Annotated in this window: 12 protein-coding genes; 8 read left to right on the top strand and 4 right to left on the bottom strand. The window is 72.0% G+C overall.

Features of this window, described 5'->3' with window-relative positions; genetic code table 11:
• Window positions 1–119: 119 nt before the first annotated feature.
• On the top strand, window positions 120–2,045 hold the full coding sequence (locus tag ACQEU8_RS09900) for an acyl-CoA dehydrogenase family protein (protein WP_433102280.1): 1,926 nt from the start codon (window positions 120–122) through the stop codon (window positions 2,043–2,045).
• A 76-nt stretch (window positions 2,046–2,121) separates the two neighbouring features.
• A complete protein-coding gene (locus ACQEU8_RS09895) occupies window positions 2,122–4,347 on the top strand; it encodes a hypothetical protein (protein ID WP_433098971.1) in 2,226 nt (741 codons plus the stop codon).
• Here ACQEU8_RS09895 and ACQEU8_RS09890 read toward each other — a convergent pair.
• The gene (locus tag ACQEU8_RS09890; RefSeq protein WP_433098969.1) at window positions 4,344–6,056 is read right to left on the bottom strand and encodes a translation initiation factor 2; all 1,713 of its coding nucleotides are present in this window, start codon (window positions 6,054–6,056) and stop codon (window positions 4,344–4,346) included. The two genes, ACQEU8_RS09895 and ACQEU8_RS09890, sit on opposite strands and share 4 nt — an antisense overlap.
• A 275-nt stretch (window positions 6,057–6,331) precedes the next feature.
• Here ACQEU8_RS09890 and dxr point away from each other — a divergent pair, with 275 nt between their 5' ends.
• The 6 genes from dxr (at window position 6,332) to ACQEU8_RS09860 (ending at window position 13,857) form a co-directional block, all read left to right on the top strand.
• Entirely contained in the window at window positions 6,332–7,627 is a 1,296-nt protein-coding gene (dxr, locus tag ACQEU8_RS09885; RefSeq protein WP_433098967.1) for a 1-deoxy-D-xylulose-5-phosphate reductoisomerase, read from the top strand.
• Window positions 7,624–8,928, top strand: a complete 1,305-nt coding sequence (locus ACQEU8_RS09880) for a M50 family metallopeptidase (RefSeq protein ID WP_433098965.1) — start codon at window positions 7,624–7,626, stop codon at window positions 8,926–8,928. Before dxr ends, ACQEU8_RS09880 begins: the two co-directional genes overlap by 4 nt.
• A 169-nt stretch (window positions 8,929–9,097) precedes the next feature.
• Window positions 9,098–10,255 (top strand): flavodoxin-dependent (E)-4-hydroxy-3-methylbut-2-enyl-diphosphate synthase, encoded by a 1,158-nt coding sequence (ispG, locus tag ACQEU8_RS09875; RefSeq protein ID WP_433098963.1) that lies wholly within the window; start codon window positions 9,098–9,100, stop codon window positions 10,253–10,255.
• A gap of 276 nt (window positions 10,256–10,531) precedes the next feature.
• The gene (locus ACQEU8_RS09870; protein WP_433098961.1) at window positions 10,532–11,377 is read left to right on the top strand and encodes a GNAT family N-acetyltransferase; all 846 of its coding nucleotides are present in this window, start codon (window positions 10,532–10,534) and stop codon (window positions 11,375–11,377) included.
• Window positions 11,378–11,452: 75 nt separating this feature from the next.
• Entirely contained in the window at window positions 11,453–12,022 is a 570-nt protein-coding gene (locus ACQEU8_RS09865; protein ID WP_433098959.1) for a GNAT family N-acetyltransferase, read from the top strand.
• Between the two features lie 125 nt (window positions 12,023–12,147).
• A complete protein-coding gene (locus tag ACQEU8_RS09860) occupies window positions 12,148–13,857 on the top strand; it encodes a proline--tRNA ligase (RefSeq protein WP_433098957.1) in 1,710 nt (569 codons plus the stop codon).
• 59 nt (window positions 13,858–13,916) lie between these two features.
• Here the strand turns inward: ACQEU8_RS09860 and ACQEU8_RS09855 are convergent, their stop codons facing one another.
• From ACQEU8_RS09855 to ACQEU8_RS09845, 3 genes are all read right to left on the bottom strand, one after another.
• On the bottom strand, window positions 13,917–14,870 hold the full coding sequence (locus ACQEU8_RS09855; protein WP_433098955.1) for an aminoglycoside phosphotransferase family protein: 954 nt from the start codon (window positions 14,868–14,870) through the stop codon (window positions 13,917–13,919).
• Between the two features lie 61 nt (window positions 14,871–14,931).
• Window positions 14,932–15,411, bottom strand: a complete 480-nt coding sequence (locus ACQEU8_RS09850; RefSeq protein ID WP_433098953.1) for a ferritin-like domain-containing protein — start codon at window positions 15,409–15,411, stop codon at window positions 14,932–14,934.
• Window positions 15,408–16,157 carry a hypothetical protein gene (locus ACQEU8_RS09845; RefSeq protein ID WP_433098951.1) on the bottom strand — a complete coding sequence of 250 codons (750 nt, stop codon included), beginning with the start codon at window positions 16,155–16,157 and terminating at the stop codon, window positions 15,408–15,410. Before ACQEU8_RS09845 ends, ACQEU8_RS09850 begins: the two co-directional genes overlap by 4 nt.
• Between the last annotated feature and the right edge of the window lie 288 nt (window positions 16,158–16,445).

Genomic DNA, 16,445 nt, shown 5'->3' with positions numbered 1-16,445 from the left:
CTGGTACGCCCCGCCGGAATCGGGTACATACGACCGAGTAGCACCCGTCGGTAGCCGTCAGTCGGCCGTCACCGTCCCGCACCGCGTATCCGCCTCCACACCGTTTCGAGGTGAGCGAGATGACCGTCTCCGAGCGTGAAGCACGCGAAGTCGCCGAGGCAGCCCGAGAGAAGGACTGGCGCAAGCCCAGTTTCGCCAAAGAGCTGTTCCTCGGCCGCTTCCGCCTCGATCTCATCCACCCGCACCCGGAGCCGTCGGCCGAGGATGTCGCACGCGGCGAGGAATTCCTGGCGAAGTTGCGCGAGTTCGCCGAGGCCAAGATCGACGGCGCGCTGATCGAACGCGACTCCCGCATCCCGGACGAGGTGCTCGCCGGCCTCAAGGAGCTCGGCGCGCTCGGCATGAAGATCAGCACCGAGTACGGCGGCCTCGGCCTCACCCAGGTCTACTACAACAAGGCGCTGGCGCTGGTCAGCTCCGCCAGTCCCGCAGTCGGCGCCCTGCTGTCCGCGCACCAGTCCATCGGCGTACCGCAGCCGGTGAAGCTGTTCGGCAGCCAGGAGCAGAAGGACGCCTTCCTGCCCCGCTGCGCGCGCAGCGACATCTCCGCCTTCCTGCTGACCGAGCCCGATGTCGGCTCCGACCCGGCCAGGCTGGCGACCACGGCCGTGCCGGACGGGGAGGACTACGTACTCGATGGTGTGAAGCTGTGGACCACCAACGGGGTGGTCGCCGATCTCCTGGTCGTCATGGCACGCGTCCCCAAGCCCGGCGCCGACGACCCGCGGCGGGCCGAGGGCCACAAGGGCGGCATCACGGCCTTCATCGTCGAGGCCGACTCCGAGGGCATCACCGTGGAGAACCGGAATGCCTTCATGGGGCTGCGCGGCCTCGAGAACGGCGTCACCCGCTTCCACCGGGTGCGGGTCCCGGCCGCCAACCGTATCGGCCCTGAGGGCGCGGGCCTCAAGATCGCGCTGACCACCCTCAACACCGGCCGGCTCTCGCTGCCCGCCACCTGCGTCGGTTCCGGGAAGTGGTGTCTGAAGATTGCCCGCGAGTGGTCGCAGGCGCGCGTCCAGTGGGGCAAACCGGTCGCGAAGCACGAGGCCGTCGGCAGCAAGATCTCCTTCATCGCGGCGACGACGTTCGCCCTGGAGGCGGTTGTCGATCTGTCCTCCCAGATGGCAGACGAGGACCGCAACGACATCCGTATCGAGGCAGCGCTCGCCAAGCTCTTCGGCAGTGAGATGGCCTGGCAGATGGCGGACGAACTGGTGCAGATCCGGGGCGGCCGCGGTTTCGAGACCGCCGAGTCCCTCGCGGCGCGCGGCGAACGCGGCGTCCCCGCCGAGCAGTTGCTGCGCGATCTGCGGATCAACCGCATCTTCGAGGGCTCGACGGAGATCATGCATCTGCTGATCGCCCGCGAGGCCGTGGACGCGCATCTGTCGGTCGCCGGCGACCTGATCGACCCGGACAAGACTCTCGCCGACAAGCGCAAGGCGGCGGTCGCCGCGGGCACCTTCTACGCCAAGTGGCTGCCCAAACTCGTCGCGGGCCCCGGCCGGCTGCCGCGTACGTACGCCGAGTTCGACAGCCTCGCCGCGCATCTGCGCTACGTCGAGCGCACGGCACGCAAGCTGGCCCGCTCCACCTTCTACGCCATGTCCAGGTGGCAGGGCCGGATGGAGACCAAGCAGGGCTTCCTCGGCCGCATCGTGGACATCGGTGCCGAACTGTTCGCGATGAGCGCCGCCTGCGTACGGGCCGAGAAGCTGCGGCGGGAGGGGACCGACGGGCAGGCCGCACACCAACTGGCCGACGCCTTCTGCCGGCAGTCCCGCATCCGGGTCGAAGAGCTGTTCGGGCGACTGTGGACCAACACCGACGAACTCGACAACAAGGTTGTCCGCGAGCTGCTGGACGGCTCCTATACCTGGTTGGAGGACGGCGTCATCGACCCCTCCATCGAGGGGCCCTGGATCGCCGACGCCACGCCCGGACCCGCCACGAGGGAGAACGTGCACCGCCGCATCCCGTAACCCGCTTCCCGATGCTCCCCTGGCGGCGCACCGGTGCACCCTGCCCATCACCGCTCACCCGCCCTAGAGTTGGGGCGTGAGCGAGAACCCGCGCAACACCGTCGACGGGCAGGTCAGCACCGGTGCGATCGTCCAGGCGGCCAGTATCGGAGCCGTGCACCACCACACGCACGCCGCACCGCAGGAGCCGACCGTGCCGCCGGTGCAACTGCCGGTCGAGGCGGCCTATTTCGAGGACCGGGACGCCGAGCGGGCCAGCGTCGCACAGGCGCTCGGGCAGCGCCGCGGGCGCCCCGGAGTGGTGCGGCCGCTGGTCGTCGCCGTGAGCGGGATCGGCGGCGTCGGCAAGAGCGCACTGGGGCTGCGGCTCGCGCACGAGACATACCGCGAGCGGGGGTGCGGCGCGCTGTACGTCGACCTGGACGACGTACGCCGGGACGGTGCCGTGGCCCCCGCGGACGTACTGGCAGTGCTGCTGCGCGCGCTGGGTGTGCACGAGCCGTGGCTGGCCAAGGACTTCGCGGGGCGCCGCCGTCAGTACGAGGAGCGCACCGCACGCCGCGAACTCGTCGTCGTCCTCGACAACGTCGCCTACGGCAGCGAGGTCGAACCCCTGCTGCCGGTCTCCTCCGAGAGTGTCGCCATCGTCATCAGCCGCAAGCGCCTGGTGGATCTGTCCGGCGCACTGGAGGTGCCGCTGGGCCCGCTGCCCGGCCAGGCGGCGGAAGGACTGCTGCACGCCGTACTGGACGGGACCCGGCCGGCCGGCGGTCCTGGCACGGTGGCCGAGATCGCCCGGATGTGCGGCGGACTGCCCGCTGCGCTGCACGTCGCGGGCCGGTATCTGCGCACCCACCGGCGCAGGCCGCCCGAGCGGCTGGTGGCCGCGCTGCGGACCGAGCTCGACGAGGAGGGCCTGCCCGTGGTCGAAGCCGTCTGGGACGCCGCCTACCGCGAGCTGAGCGCCCCCGCGGCCCGCCTCTACCGGCTGCTCGCCACACACCCGGGGCCGTCCTTCACCGCCGCGTCGGCCACGGCGCTGCTCGGCGCCCCCGACCCGGACACCGCCTACGACGCGCTGGGCGAACTGGAGCACGCCAGCCTGGTCGCCGTCTGGGACCGCGCACGGGAGGACGACAGCGCGGCACGGGACACCAGCGCGACGGAGCGCAACAGTGCCACGGAACGCGGCGGCGCCGACGACTCCGACAGTGCGACAGAACGCCTCCGTATGCACGATCTGCTGCGCGCCCACGCCCAGCGGCGCGCCCGCCGCGACAGTGACCCGGAGGAGGCGGCAGCGGCCCTGCGCCGGGTGGTGCGCTGGTACCGGCGGCAGGCCGAGCGCGCCGACGCCCTGCTCGCCGGCGGCCGGATGCGCTTCGCCACCCCCGTGCCCCCGCTGCCGTACGCGCCTGATGTGCCCTTCGCCGACAAGGCGGACGCGGCCCGCTGGATGCGGGCCGAAGAACCCGCGCTCTACGCGTGCGTGCACCTCGCGCACAACAGCGGCGACGGTGGCGACCCGGAGGGTGACGCCGACGCCTGGGGTCTGTGCGAGCCGATGTGGACGCACTTCATGGACCACCGGCACCACGCCGAGGCCATCGACGCCTTCCGCGCCGGGCTCGCCTCGGCACAGCGCGCGGAGCAGGTGGCGGCACAGGCCCGGATGCGCTGCCAACTGGCCCGCGCCCTGTGGGAGGTGGGCAGGCTGCCGGAAGCCCGCACCATGGTCGACCACGCCGTGCAGGCTGCGGCGATGCTGGAGGGGGAGCCCAAACTGCGCGCCTCCACGCTGGAATTCCGCGGACTGCTGCACTGCGCGGAGGGCGACCTGACGCGCGCGACAGAGCAGTTCATGGCGTCCCGCCGCATCCATGAGGAGATCGGCAACCCCTACGGCGTCCTGCTGCAGAGCTACCTGCTCGGCAAGACCCTCACCGACCAGGGCGAGCCGCAGCGCGCTGTCGAAGCGCTCGAAGGGGCTCACCGGATGGCCCTGGAACAGGACCGCGAGCGGATGACGGGGCTCACCGCCTACGAACTCGCCCGCGCACTGCGCCGGCTGCACACTGCCGCTGACGACGGGCGGGCTGCCGACAACGACCGGGTACGGGCGCTGTACGAGCGCGCACTGGCCAGCGCCCGCATCCGTGGCGCCGACCACGACGAGGCCGCGGCCCTGCACGCACTGGCCGACCTCGCCGCGGCGACGGGGGAACGGGAGACGGCCGAGGCGCACCGCGCCCGGGCCCACGCCATCGAGGCCCGCGCGGGCGGCCTGGTGGAGCACGGCTAACCGGTCAGCCCCTCGACGGGCGCTTCCGCGCCATCCGGTACGGGCTCCAGTACCGCGACCGCATGCTGTCCGCCCACCTCGCACCGCACCCGCTGCCCGCGGGGCACGCCAGTACGCCGCTTGGCGAGCCACATGTGCACCCCGCACAGCACCGCGACCGGATCGACGCCTGCGGAGACGGACTCCAGCCGTACGTCCAGCAGCCCGCCGCCCCGTACCCGCAGCACACACCGGTCCTCCGCCACCACCGCGGCGGCCGTACGGCACCCCGGGTACGCCGCGAGCACGCCCGCGCTCCACTCCGGAACCCCGGCAGTGCTCCGGTCCCAGTGCCGGTACAGCAGCCCGGCGCTCTGCACATGACGCAGCCCCGCCCAGTCCTCCTCGGCCGCCAGATGGTCACCAGGGCGGCCCGAGACCGGCCGCCGCACCACCCGCACGGTGCCCCCGCCCGCGTCACCGTCCGCGTCCAGAACCACGTCACCCTCCACGGCGAAGGCCCACGGCGCGGGTGACCGTCGCACCACCTCGGCCGGCAGCGGCAGCGGCTCCGGTTCGGCGGGCAGCGGAGGCGGGGTGAGGTCCAACAGCTCGTACAGGCGACTGCGCAGCTCCCGCACCGCGCTCCCATGCCCCGCGAACGCGTCCGCCGCCACCGCCAGCACGGTCTCGCACCGGTGCTCCGCCAGCGCCCGGTCGAGCTGGCTCCCGTACGGCAGCTGCTCGTCCAGCTGCGGCGCCGCGTCCAGCAGTCGCGCCATGGGCGTACCGGGCAGCAGCTCCGTCCCGCCGTCGTAGGCGCCCAGCACGGGGAGGCCAAGTGCCGCCGCGTACAGCGCTGTCGAGCCGTGGTCGGTGATGACGCAGTCCGCGGCGACCAGCAGCGCCCCCCACTCCTGGTACGGGCGGGGCAGCAGTACCCCGGCTTTCCGCTCCGGTGTGAGGTCCAGGCTGAGCCCGAACTGCTCCTTGCGCGCGTGCTCGTTCGGGTGCAGCACCAGTGCCGTCTGGTAGGCGTCGTACGGCAGTTCCGTCGCCAGCCGCAGCGGCAGTCCGGGGCGGCGCTCCAGCAGCGACTCCCGGCCCCAGGTGGAGAGGGTCACCACCAGCCTCCGCCGGCCGGTCCCCAGGGCGCGCCGGTAGCGGTCCCGGCGCGGTTGCGACTCCAGCAGCCGGTCCAGTGTCGGATCACCCACGAGGGCGGCGGGCTCGGCCGCCCGTGGCGAATGCGCGGCGAGCCGGTCGAGCTGACCGGGATGGGCCAGAGCGTGCAACTGGGCGAGCGGGGCGCCGTCGGGGCGCAGCAGCTCGTCGGGGTGGAGTCCGTTGGCCGCGTCGTCCTCCGGCTCACCCGGTACGGCAGGCATCCGCTTGCTGAAGCCCGCGCCGTGCGGCAACAGCGTCAGCGGGCCGCGCAGCCGGTGCAGTTCACCGCGCGCGGACGCCGCCAGTATCAGCCCGAACGTCCGCCGGGTGGCCTCCTCCCAGGGCAGGTGCAGCGCCCGCAGCCCCTCGAGCGCGGCGAAGGCGTCTGCGCCGAACTCCGAACCTGGCACCAGCGTGACGTACGGCCGGATCCGCCGGTCGCCCGCGAGGGCAGGGGCGGCGTCGAGGAGCCGGTGCAACGTGGTCGCCGTCCTGACGACGAACAGCACACTCCGGGCTTCCGGCTTCCGGCTCCCGGCTCCCGGCTCCCGGCTCCCGGCCAAATGCTCGATCTTAGTGGGCCCGACGCGATCGTGTATGCCACTTCGCTGACTGGGCTGATCGAATGGCAGCCCGTTCTGATCGCAAGGCGGCATGAGCGTGATCGTACTCGGCATGAAAGACGACATCAGGCGGTGCCCGCGGCATACGGAAACCCCCGCCGCTGCCGCCGGTGTGCCCCCACCGCGCCCCCACCCGCGCGCCCGCTGCCGCGCACACCCGGCCTCGCAACCGGTGCGCTGTCCGGTCGGGTCCGGGGAGCGGACACAATGGGGGCATGACCGACTCCCTCGCTGACCCGCATCTGCGCTACCCCGGCACCGAGCCATCCGGCAACGGCAGTGGCACGGCAGCAGAGCCGCAGGCGGGCGCACCGCGCGACATCGTGATCCTCGGCTCGACCGGTTCGATCGGCACGCAGGCCGTCGACGTCGTGCTGAAGAACCCCGGCCGTTTCCGGGTCACCGCGCTGGCCGCCTCCGGCGGCCGGGTCGAGCTGCTGGCCGAGCAGGCGCACGCGCTGCGGGTGCGCACGGTGGCCGTGGCCCGCGAGGAGACGGTGCCCGCGCTGCGGACGGCGCTGCGGGACGAGTACGGCACGAACGAGCCGCTGCCCGAGGTGCTGGCGGGCCCGGACGCCGCGACGGAACTGGCCGCTTCGCCCTGCCACACGGTGCTCAACGGCATCACCGGCTCGATCGGTCTCGCACCGACCCTGGCCGCGCTGGAGGCGGGCCGGGTGCTGGCGCTGGCCAACAAGGAGTCGCTCATCGTCGGCGGGCCCCTCGTCAAGGCGGTGGCCGAGCCCGGCCAGATCGTGCCCGTCGACTCCGAGCACTCCGCGCTCTTCCAGGCCCTCATGGGCGGCACCCGCGCCGAGGTGCGCAAGCTGCTGGTCACCGCCTCGGGCGGCCCGTTCAGGGGCCGGAGCAGAGCGGAGCTCGCCGATGTGACCCCGCAGCAGGCGATGGCCCATCCCACCTGGGACATGGGCCCGGTCATCACCGTCAACTCGGCCACCCTGGTCAACAAGGGGCTCGAGGTCATCGAGGCGCATCTGCTCTACGACATTCCGTTCGACCGCATCCAGGTGGTGGTCCATCCGCAGTCCGCCGTCCACTCGATGGTGGAGTTCACGGACGGATCGACCCTCGCCCAGTGCGGCCCGCCCGACATGCGGCTGCCGATCGCGCTCGGCCTCGGCTGGCCGGAGCGGGTGCCGGACGCCGGACCGGTCTTCTCCTGGACCGAGGCGATGTCCTGGGACTTCTACCCGCTGGACGAGGAGGCGTTCCCGTCCGTCCCGCTGGCCTGCCGGGTCGGAGCGCTGGGCGGCACGGCCCCCGCCGTCTTCAACGCGGCGAACGAGGAGTGCGTGGAGGCGTTCATGGCCGGAAGGCTGCCGTTCACGGGCATCGTGGATACGGTGGCGGCTGTGGTCGAAGAGCACGGCACACCGGACGGAACCGGGCTGGCCCTTCCCGATGTCCTCGCCGCAGAGACCTGGGCGCGCGCCCGCGCCCGTGAACTGGCGGCACGTACCGCCACAGCAACAGCGGAGGCCCGCGCATGACGACGTTCATGACCATCCTCGGCATAGTCGTCTTCGTCGTCGGCCTGCTGTTCTCCATCGCCTGGCACGAGCTCGGCCATTTCTCGACGGCCAAGATGTTCGGCGTGCGGGTGCCGCAGTTCATGGTGGGTTTCGGCCCCACCCTGTGGTCCAAGCGCAAGGGCGAGACGGAGTACGGCGTCAAGGCGGTGCCGCTCGGCGGCTACATCCGCATGATCGGCATGTTCCCGCCGGCCGACGACGGCACCGTACGGCAGCGCTCCTCCTCGCCGTTCCGCGGCATGATCGAGGACGCCCGCGCTGCCGCGTACGAGGAGCTCCAGCCCGGTGACGAGCACCGGATGCTCTATACGCGCAAGCCGTGGAAGCGCGTCATCGTGATGTTCGCCGGGCCGTTCATGAATCTGGTGCTGGCCGTGGTGATCTTTCTGACGGTGCTGATGACGTTCGGGGTCAACACCCAGACGACCACCGTCTCCACGGTCTCGGAGTGCGTGATCCCCGCCTCGGCGCAGACCGACAAGTGCCCCAAGGACGCCAAGGACTCCCCGGCCAAGGCGGCGGGCCTGAAGCCGGGCGACAAGATCGTCTCCTTCGACGGGCAGCGCGTCGAGGACTGGGGCGCCCTCCAGCAGCACATCCGCGACACCACGGGCCCCGCCACCCTCACCGTCGAGCGGGACGGCGCCCGGCACACGCTGCACGCCAACCTGATCGAGAACAAGGTCGCCAAGTCCGACGGCCGTGGCAGCTACGTCCCCGACGAGTACGTCACGGCCGGCTTCCTCGGCTTCACCCCGGCCAGCGGCATCGTGCAGCAGTCCTTCCCGCAGGCCGTGGACCGGATGGGCGACATGATGGCCAACGGTGTGGAGGCCCTGATCGACCTGCCGGGCAAGGTGCCCGACCTGTGGAACGCGGCCTTCGACGGCGCGGAGCGCAAGCAGGACTCCCCGATGGGCGTGGTGGGCGCCGCCAGGGTGGGCGGCGAGGTCTTCTCGCTCGACATTCCGCCGAGCCAGCGGGTGGCGACCATGCTCTTCCTGGTCGCGGGCTTCAATCTGAGCCTGTTCCTGTTCAACATGCTGCCGCTGCTGCCGCTGGACGGCGGGCACATCGCCGGTGCCCTGTGGGAGTCGCTGCGGCGGAATCTGGCCAAGGTCTTCCGGCGCCCCGACCCCGGCCCCTTCGACGTCGCCAAGCTGATGCCCGTCGCCTATGTGGTGGCCGGAATCTTTCTGTGCTTCACCCTGCTGGTGCTGGTGGCCGACGTGGTGAATCCGGTCAGACTCACCGGCTAGCCGGACCCGTGTTCCAGGCTGTGACGCCCGTGCGATTCCTGCACGGGCGTCACCATTTGCGGCATTCTCCAGTGAACGATGTGCTCCGCGCGAGGCTGGTGCCGTAATCTCGGGGATCTGGAGCCCGTCGAACCCGGGACTTGAACGACACCGTTGGGGTTGCACGCTGATGACAGCGATTTCGCTCGGAATGCCGGACGTTCCGGCCAAGCTCGCCGACCGCAGGGTCAGCCGGAAGATCCAGGTAGGGACGGTCGCGGTCGGTGGGGACGCGCCCGTGTCCGTGCAGTCCATGACCACGACCCGCACCTCGGACATCGGCTCGACGCTGCAGCAGATCGCCGAGCTGACGGCGTCCGGCTGCCAGATCGTCCGTGTGGCATGCCCCACACAGGACGACGCCGACGCGCTCGCCACGATCGCCCGTAAGTCGCAGATCCCGGTGATCGCAGACATCCACTTCCAGCCGAAGTACGTCTTCCAGGCCATCGACGCGGGCTGCGCCGCCGTCCGCGTCAACCCCGGCAACATCAAGCAGTTCGACGACAAGGTCAAGGAGATCGCCACCGCGGCCTCCGCCGCCGGCACCCCCATCCGGATCGGCGTCAACGCGGGCTCGCTGGACAAGCGCCTGCTGGAGAAGTACGGCAAGGCCACGCCCGAGGCGCTGGTCGAGTCGGCGCTGTGGGAGTGCTCGCTCTTCGAGGAGCATGGCTTCCGCGACATCAAGATCTCGGTCAAGCACAACGACCCCGTCGTGATGGTCAACGCCTACCGGCTGCTGGCCCAGCGCTGCGACTACCCGCTGCACCTTGGCGTCACCGAGGCCGGCCCCGCTTTCCAGGGCACCATCAAGTCGGCCGTCGCCTTCGGCGCCCTGCTCAGCGAGGGCATCGGCGACACGATCCGGGTCTCCCTCTCGGCACCGCCCGCCGAGGAGGTCAAGGTCGGCATCCAGATCCTGGAGTCCCTCGGCCTGCGCCAGCGCGGCCTGGAGATCGTCTCCTGCCCCTCCTGCGGCCGCGCCCAGGTGGACGTCTACAAGCTCGCCGACGAGGTCACCGCAGGGCTCGAAGGCATGGACGTCCCGCTGCGCGTCGCCGTCATGGGCTGCGTCGTCAACGGCCCCGGCGAGGCCCGTGAAGCCGACCTGGGTGTCGCCTCGGGCAACGGCAAGGGCCAGATCTTCGTCAAGGGCGAGGTCATCAAGACCGTCCCCGAGTCCAAGATCGTCGAGACCCTCATCGACGAGGCCATGAAGATCGCCGAGCAGATGGAGAAGGAGGGCGTCGCCTCCGGTGAGCCGGTGGTGACAGCGGCGGGCTGATCCGTCGCCCACCCGGCGGGCTGATCCCTCGCCCACGGAACGCCTGCGGAACGCCGCGGAACCGGTCCGCGGTGCTCTCCCCGGACACCGTCCTCCGTCCCTCCGCAGCCACCATCACCTGCGGAAATCCGCGACACTCAGCCGCGGGAACCAGCACCCAAGCAACCGCCGCGCGGCCGGGGACGGCCGCGCGGCGGCGGCGTTCTGTGCGCACAGGTACAGTGCCAGCAGATCGTTCCTTACGCCCACGGGCCGCACGGTGAGGCACCGAGACCGTTGTTGACCACCACCTCCACCAAGGTCGTCGAACCGGCCGAGTTGCAGGACGCGCTCGCCGTTCTGCGCCGGGAGCCGGTCAACAACGCATTCGTCGCCGCCCGGGTGCAGAACTCCGGACTCGATCCCTGGCGCCTCGGCGGCGAGATGTGGGGCTGGTATCTGGACGGCCGGCTGGAGGCCCTCTGCTACAGCGGCGCCAACCTCGTCCCGCTGTGCGCGGGCCCCGAGGCCGTCCGCGCGTTCGCCGAGCGGGCACGCCGCCAGGGCCGCCGCTGCTCGTCCATCGTCGGCCCCGCAGGTCCCACGGCGGCCCTGTGGTCGTATCTGGAGCCGCACTGGGGCCCTGCCCGCGAGGTGCGCCCCAACCAGCCGCTGCTGGTCACCGACCGGGTGCCGTACGACATCGAACCCGACCCGCTCGTCCGGCGGGTGGCCAAGGACGAGATGGATCTCGTACTGCCCGCCTGCGTGGCGATGTTCACCGAGGAGGTCGGCATCTCCCCGCTGGCTGGTGACGGCGGGCTGGTCTACCAGGCGCGGGTCGCCGAGCTCGTCAGCACCGGGCGCTCCTTCGCGCGCATCGAGGACGGCCGCGTCGTCTTCAAGGCCGAGATCGGCGCCGCCACCCCCTACGCCTGCCAGATCCAGGGCGTCTGGGTGGCCCCCGAGCGGCGCGGGGAAGGCCTCTCGAAGGCCGGAATGGCCGCCGTCATCGGCTACGCGCTGCGCGAGGTCTCGCCGCTCGTGAGCCTCTACGTCAACGACTACAACGCCCCAGCGCGCGCCGCCTACCAACGCGTCGGCTTCCAGGAGGTCGGCGCGTTCATGAGCGTGCTGTTCTGAGGCCGTACGGCCCCGGATTGCCGCGCTGCGCCCGCCTCTTCGCGCGGACACGGCCGAGGAAGTAGCCTCCCCGCCATGCCGCACACAGCCGGGGGACAGCTCCCGGACCCCCGGAGAGTGGTCACCGGCCCGCTCGACCTCGCAGCGCGCGTCGACGAGGCGCTCGCCGTCCAGGCTCTCGCCTTCGGGCTGACCGACGAGGAGATCGGCGTACGCAGGCACATCGTCCTGCGCCATATGACCTCGCCGGGTGCGCGGGCGCTGGGCGCCACCACCGAGGAGGACCGCCTCGTCGGCTTCGTCTACGGGATGCCGAACGACCGCTCCCAGTGGTGGTCGACGGTGGTCGAGCCGTATCTGCGCCAGCAGGGCCACGAGGACTGGCTGGACGACACCTTCGTCATCACCGAGCTGCATGTGCACCCCGCCTTCCAGCGCCGCGGCATCGGACGCGAGCTGATCACCCGTCTCACCGACGACGCCACCGAACCCCGCTCCCTCCTCTCCGCCCTCGACACCGACAGCCCGGCCCGCGCCCTGTACCGCCGCCTCGGCTACCGCGACCTGGCCCGCCGAGTGCAGTTCCCCAGCGCGGCGCAGCCGTATGTGGTGATGGGGGCGTGGTTGCCGCTGGCGCGGGGGTGACCGGGAGCGTGGCTACCGCTGCAGTAGCGGTGGCTCTCGTTTCCGTGCTCCGGGTCCGGGCGGTTAGGCTCCGCATCGACGTGTTCCGTCACTCATCGCGAGTACAGCCCCGAGCAGGAGTCCCCATGGCAGCCCGTGTCCAGCGTTTGTCCAGGTCGATGCTGAAGACGCTGCGTGACGACCCGGCCGACGCGGAGACGCTCAGCCACAAGCTGCTGGTCCGCGCCGGATATGTGCGCCGTACCGCCGCGGGGATCTGGACGTGGCTCCCGCTCGGCAAGCAGGTGCTGGAGAACGTCACCCGCGTCGTACGCGAGGAGATGGACGCCATCGGCGGCCAGGAGGTGCTGCTTCCCGCGCTGCTGCCCAAGGAGCCCTACGAGGTGTCCGGCCGCTACGAGGAGTACGGCGACCTGCTCTTCCGGCTCAAGGACCGCAAGGGCGGCGACTACCTCCTCGGCCCCACCCATGAGGAGATCTTCGCGCAGGTCGTCAAGGACCAGTGCACCTCCTACAAGGACCTCCCGGTCACCGTCTACCAGATCCAGACCAAGTACCGGGACGAGGCCCGCCCGCGCTCCGGCATCCTGCGCGGCCGTGAGTTCACGATGAAGGACTCCTACTCCTTCGACGTCTCCGACGAGGGCCTGGCCGAGTCCTACGCCGCGCACCGCGTCGCCTACAAGCGCATCTTCGAGCGGCTCGGCCTGGACTACCGCATCGTCTCGGCCGTCTCCGGCGCCATGGGCGGTTCCGCGTCCGAGGAGTTCCTGGCCCCTGCCGCGGCCGGCGAGGACACCTATGTGCAGTGCCCGCAGTGCGGCTACGCGGCGAACACGGAGGCGGTCTCCGTCACCGTGCCGCCGGCCTCCGTCGAGGGACACGACCCGGTGGAGAAGCTGGACACCCCGGACACCCCCACCATCGAGACGCTGGCCGAGTACCTGGGCGTGCCCGCCTCGGCCACGCTGAAGAACCTGCTGGTGAAGGTGGACGGCGAGATCACCGCGGTCGGCGTGCCCGGCGACCGCGAGGTGGACCTGGGCAAGCTCGGCGAGCAGTTGGCGCCCGCCACGGTCGAGCTGGTCACCGCCGAGGACTTCGAGGGCCGCCAGGACCTGGTCCGCGGTTACGTGGGTCCGCAGGGCGGCATGGCGGGCAAGGCGTTCCGCTACCTCGCCGACCCGCGGGTGGCGCCCGGCACCTCATGGATCACCGGCGCCAACGAGGAGGGCAAGCACGCCCGCAACGTGGTGTGCGGCCGGGACTTCGAGGTCGACCAGTACCTCGACGTCGTCGTGGTCGAGCCCGGCGACCCCTGCCCGAACTGCGGCGCAGGCATCGAGCTGGACCGCGCCATCGAGATCGGTCACATCTTCCAGCTGGGCCGCAAGTACGCCGACGCGTTCGAGCTGGATGTGCTCGGCCAGGACGGCAAGCCGGTCCGCGTCACCATGGGCTCCTACGGCATCGGCGTCTCGCGCGCTGTCGCCGCGCTCGCCGAGCAGCACGCCGACGAGCAGGGCCTGTGCTGGCCCCGCGAGGTGGCGCCCGCCGATGTGCACGTGGTCGCGGCGGGCAAGGCGCAGCAGACCGAGGCCGCGCTGGAGATCGCGGACCGGCTCGGCGAGGCGGGAGTGCGGGTGCTGGTGGACGACCGTACGAGCGTCTCCCCGGGCGTGAAGTTCACCGACGCCGAGCTGATCGGCGTGCCGACGATCCTGATCGCCGGACGGGGCATCAAGGACGGCCGCGTGGAGCTGAAGGACCGGCGTACGGGCGAGCGCGAGGAGCTGCCGATCGACGAGGCGGTCGCGCGGCTCACCCAGGGCTGAACACCCACAGCCTGAAGCCGGTGCGGAGAGGGCCCCTGCGACAGCGGGGGCCCGCAGCCTCACAGCCAGGCCGCGAACTCCAGCAGCATCTCCGCGTCCGCTGTGCTGCCGCCCGCGTACTGCCGGCACGCGGACTCGACCGCGCGGTAGAGGGTCCACTGGCGCACCCGTTCGCGCGGGACGTCCAGTGAGTCGGCGAGCTTGTTGACGCGGCGGCGGGTGGCGGCGGCCGCTCCGGTGGACGCCATCAGGTCGTGCAGCCGGTCCCGTACCAGCCGCGCCAGGTCGTAGGCGGGCTCGCCCACCACAGGGTCGGGTCCTACGGTCAGCCAGTGCGCCCGTTCACCGCGTTCGGAGGCGGCCAGCACGGCGCCCTGTCGGAAGTCCCCGTGCAGCAGCACCGGATCACTCTCCGGAGGTTCGGCCAGCATCGCCTCCCGGGCCTCCAGCGCGGCGGCTACCAGTGGTTCGGCATCCGGCGGCACCGAGGAGCGCATCTGTGCTGCCTCCACGCCGGTGTGCTCGGCGACCGTCTCCAGGCCGTGGCCCGCGGGCGGCGGCACCCATAGGCGCCGCAGCACGGAGACCGCCTCCAGCGTCGCCTTGGCCTCGGGCAGCGACCGCAGCGATACCTCGCACCGCAGCCGCTCCAGCAGCAGCACGCCCTCTTCCGGCGCTGCCCGCAGCACCCGTACGGCGCCGAGCCCGTGCCAGGCGGTCAGCGCCTCGTACTCGCGCGCTGCCCGCACCGGCGCAGGCGCACCGTCGGGGGCGAGCAGCTTGAGTGCGGCAGGCGTACCGTCCGCCTGCCGCACCAGAACCACCACACTGCTGCGCCCGCCCGGTGTCACCACTCGTTCTGCTACCAGCTCCCACTGCTGAAGCCACCGCTCCAGCAGTGCGGAGATTCCGTCCAGCCAGTCCTGCGCCATGGTGGCCGCGGCGGTGCCCTGCTGGGCCGCCAGCGCGCGCAGCAGCCGCTGCGGGGGTTCGAGGGGCAGCACGGAAGCCATTCCGGACGGGCCTTTCGTCAGCACTTCGAAGGAGCGCGTACGGCGTACGCGCCCGGCGGGGTCACAGCGTGCCGGGGGCGCTGGAGCCGTCCGGCGCTCCGGAGGGGGAGGCGGGCGAGTCCCCGGCGCCCAGTTCGGTGAGGCCCGGGAAGGCCACGCCGCTGCCCTTCCACCGCACCGAACGGACGGCGGCCTCACGCAGCGCGTCGGCAGCCGAGCGGCGCCGCGCCCCCTCGCTTGCCCGCACCAGATCCGCGTACACCCCGGCGACCCGGTCCTCCAGCTGGGCCGCGAGCCGTACGGCGGCCTCGCTGTCGGGCACGGCGAAGGGCAGCGCATAGGCGGCGGCGGCCGGCTCGGGCTCGCCGCCCAGCGAGCGGACGGTGCGCCGCAGTGCGTCCCGGCGTGCCCGGTGTGCCGCGAAGCACTCGCGCACCTCGCTCTTGCGGTCCTCGTCGATCCGCCCGCCGACGACCCCGTAGCCGTAGACGGCGGCGTGCTCGGCGCGCAACGCGGCCTGGACGGCGTCCAGTTCCTTCATCCGTCCACCGCCCCCTCGCCGTTTCCGCCGTTCTCCTGGGCCATGCCGTGCTCGCCGTTCTTGCCGTCGCCGCCCGGGCTCTCGTCGCCGTCGGCGCTCTTCTCGTCGTCCGCCTTCTTGCTGTGTTCGTCGAGGAGGTACCCGTGCGCCGACCCGCAGGCGGCCACCGATGCCAGCAGTCTGGCGAACTCGGGTGGCGCGCCGCCCAGTGCCTTTGTCCGTGCGGCGGCCAGCTTCCGCTCCGCCTCGGCCAGTGCGGTGAGTGCCGCCTTTTCCGTCCCGGGGACGGACGCGGTGTCCGGTTTCGGCGGCCGCTCGGAGGGGCTGTCCGGTCCGCCGTCCGGCTGTCCGGAGCGCGTCGGGGCGGGCGAGGCGGACGGCGGCCGGGAGCCCCGCGAAGCGGACGGTGCGGGGGAGGGCGCCCGGGTACCCGACTCGCTGCCGCGCAGCACCCGTACATGGCGGGCGACCTCGTCGCGCAGCGGGCGCAGCCGCGCGGCGAGCGCCGCGTGCACCTCGACCGTGCCCTCGTAACGTGCCAGCAGGTGCTCGCTGTCGCGGGCGGCACTTCTGCGCAGCCTTCGTGTCGCGTCCGCGCGCTCCCCGTCGGCGCTTCCCCGTGTTTCCTCGTCCGAACAGGCCGCGACGAGCGGCAGCCCGAACGCCGCTCCCGTGGCGCCTAGTGCGCCGGTCAGTACCGACCTGCGGCGTGGTCGTGCCGCCGCCGGTGACGGCGTGAGCGACATGTGCACTCCCTGGGTGTGGGCGAACGAACGGCCAGACGGACTGCGGCCTCGCCCGGACTTGTGACCGCAGTAGGGCGCTGGTCACGCCCCGCGAGGGTACCCGGGCTTCTTCCCGCGGCTGCCCGGGGCCACCCCTGCCCGGCAGGTCCGCACCCGGACGCCGGACAGCGGCGCCGCACAGTGAGCCCGGATGGTGACGCCGAACCGGGGCACCCGGCAGCGGTGCCAGGACAGCGCCCTCGCGACGACACAGCTGTATACAGCCGCACACAGCCGTGCGTTCCGCGA

Source organism: Streptomyces sp. CA-250714 (genome assembly GCF_050936705.1).
Lineage (GTDB): Bacteria > Actinomycetota > Actinomycetes > Streptomycetales > Streptomycetaceae > Streptomyces.
This window is presented reverse-complemented; position numbering and strand designations above follow the sequence as displayed.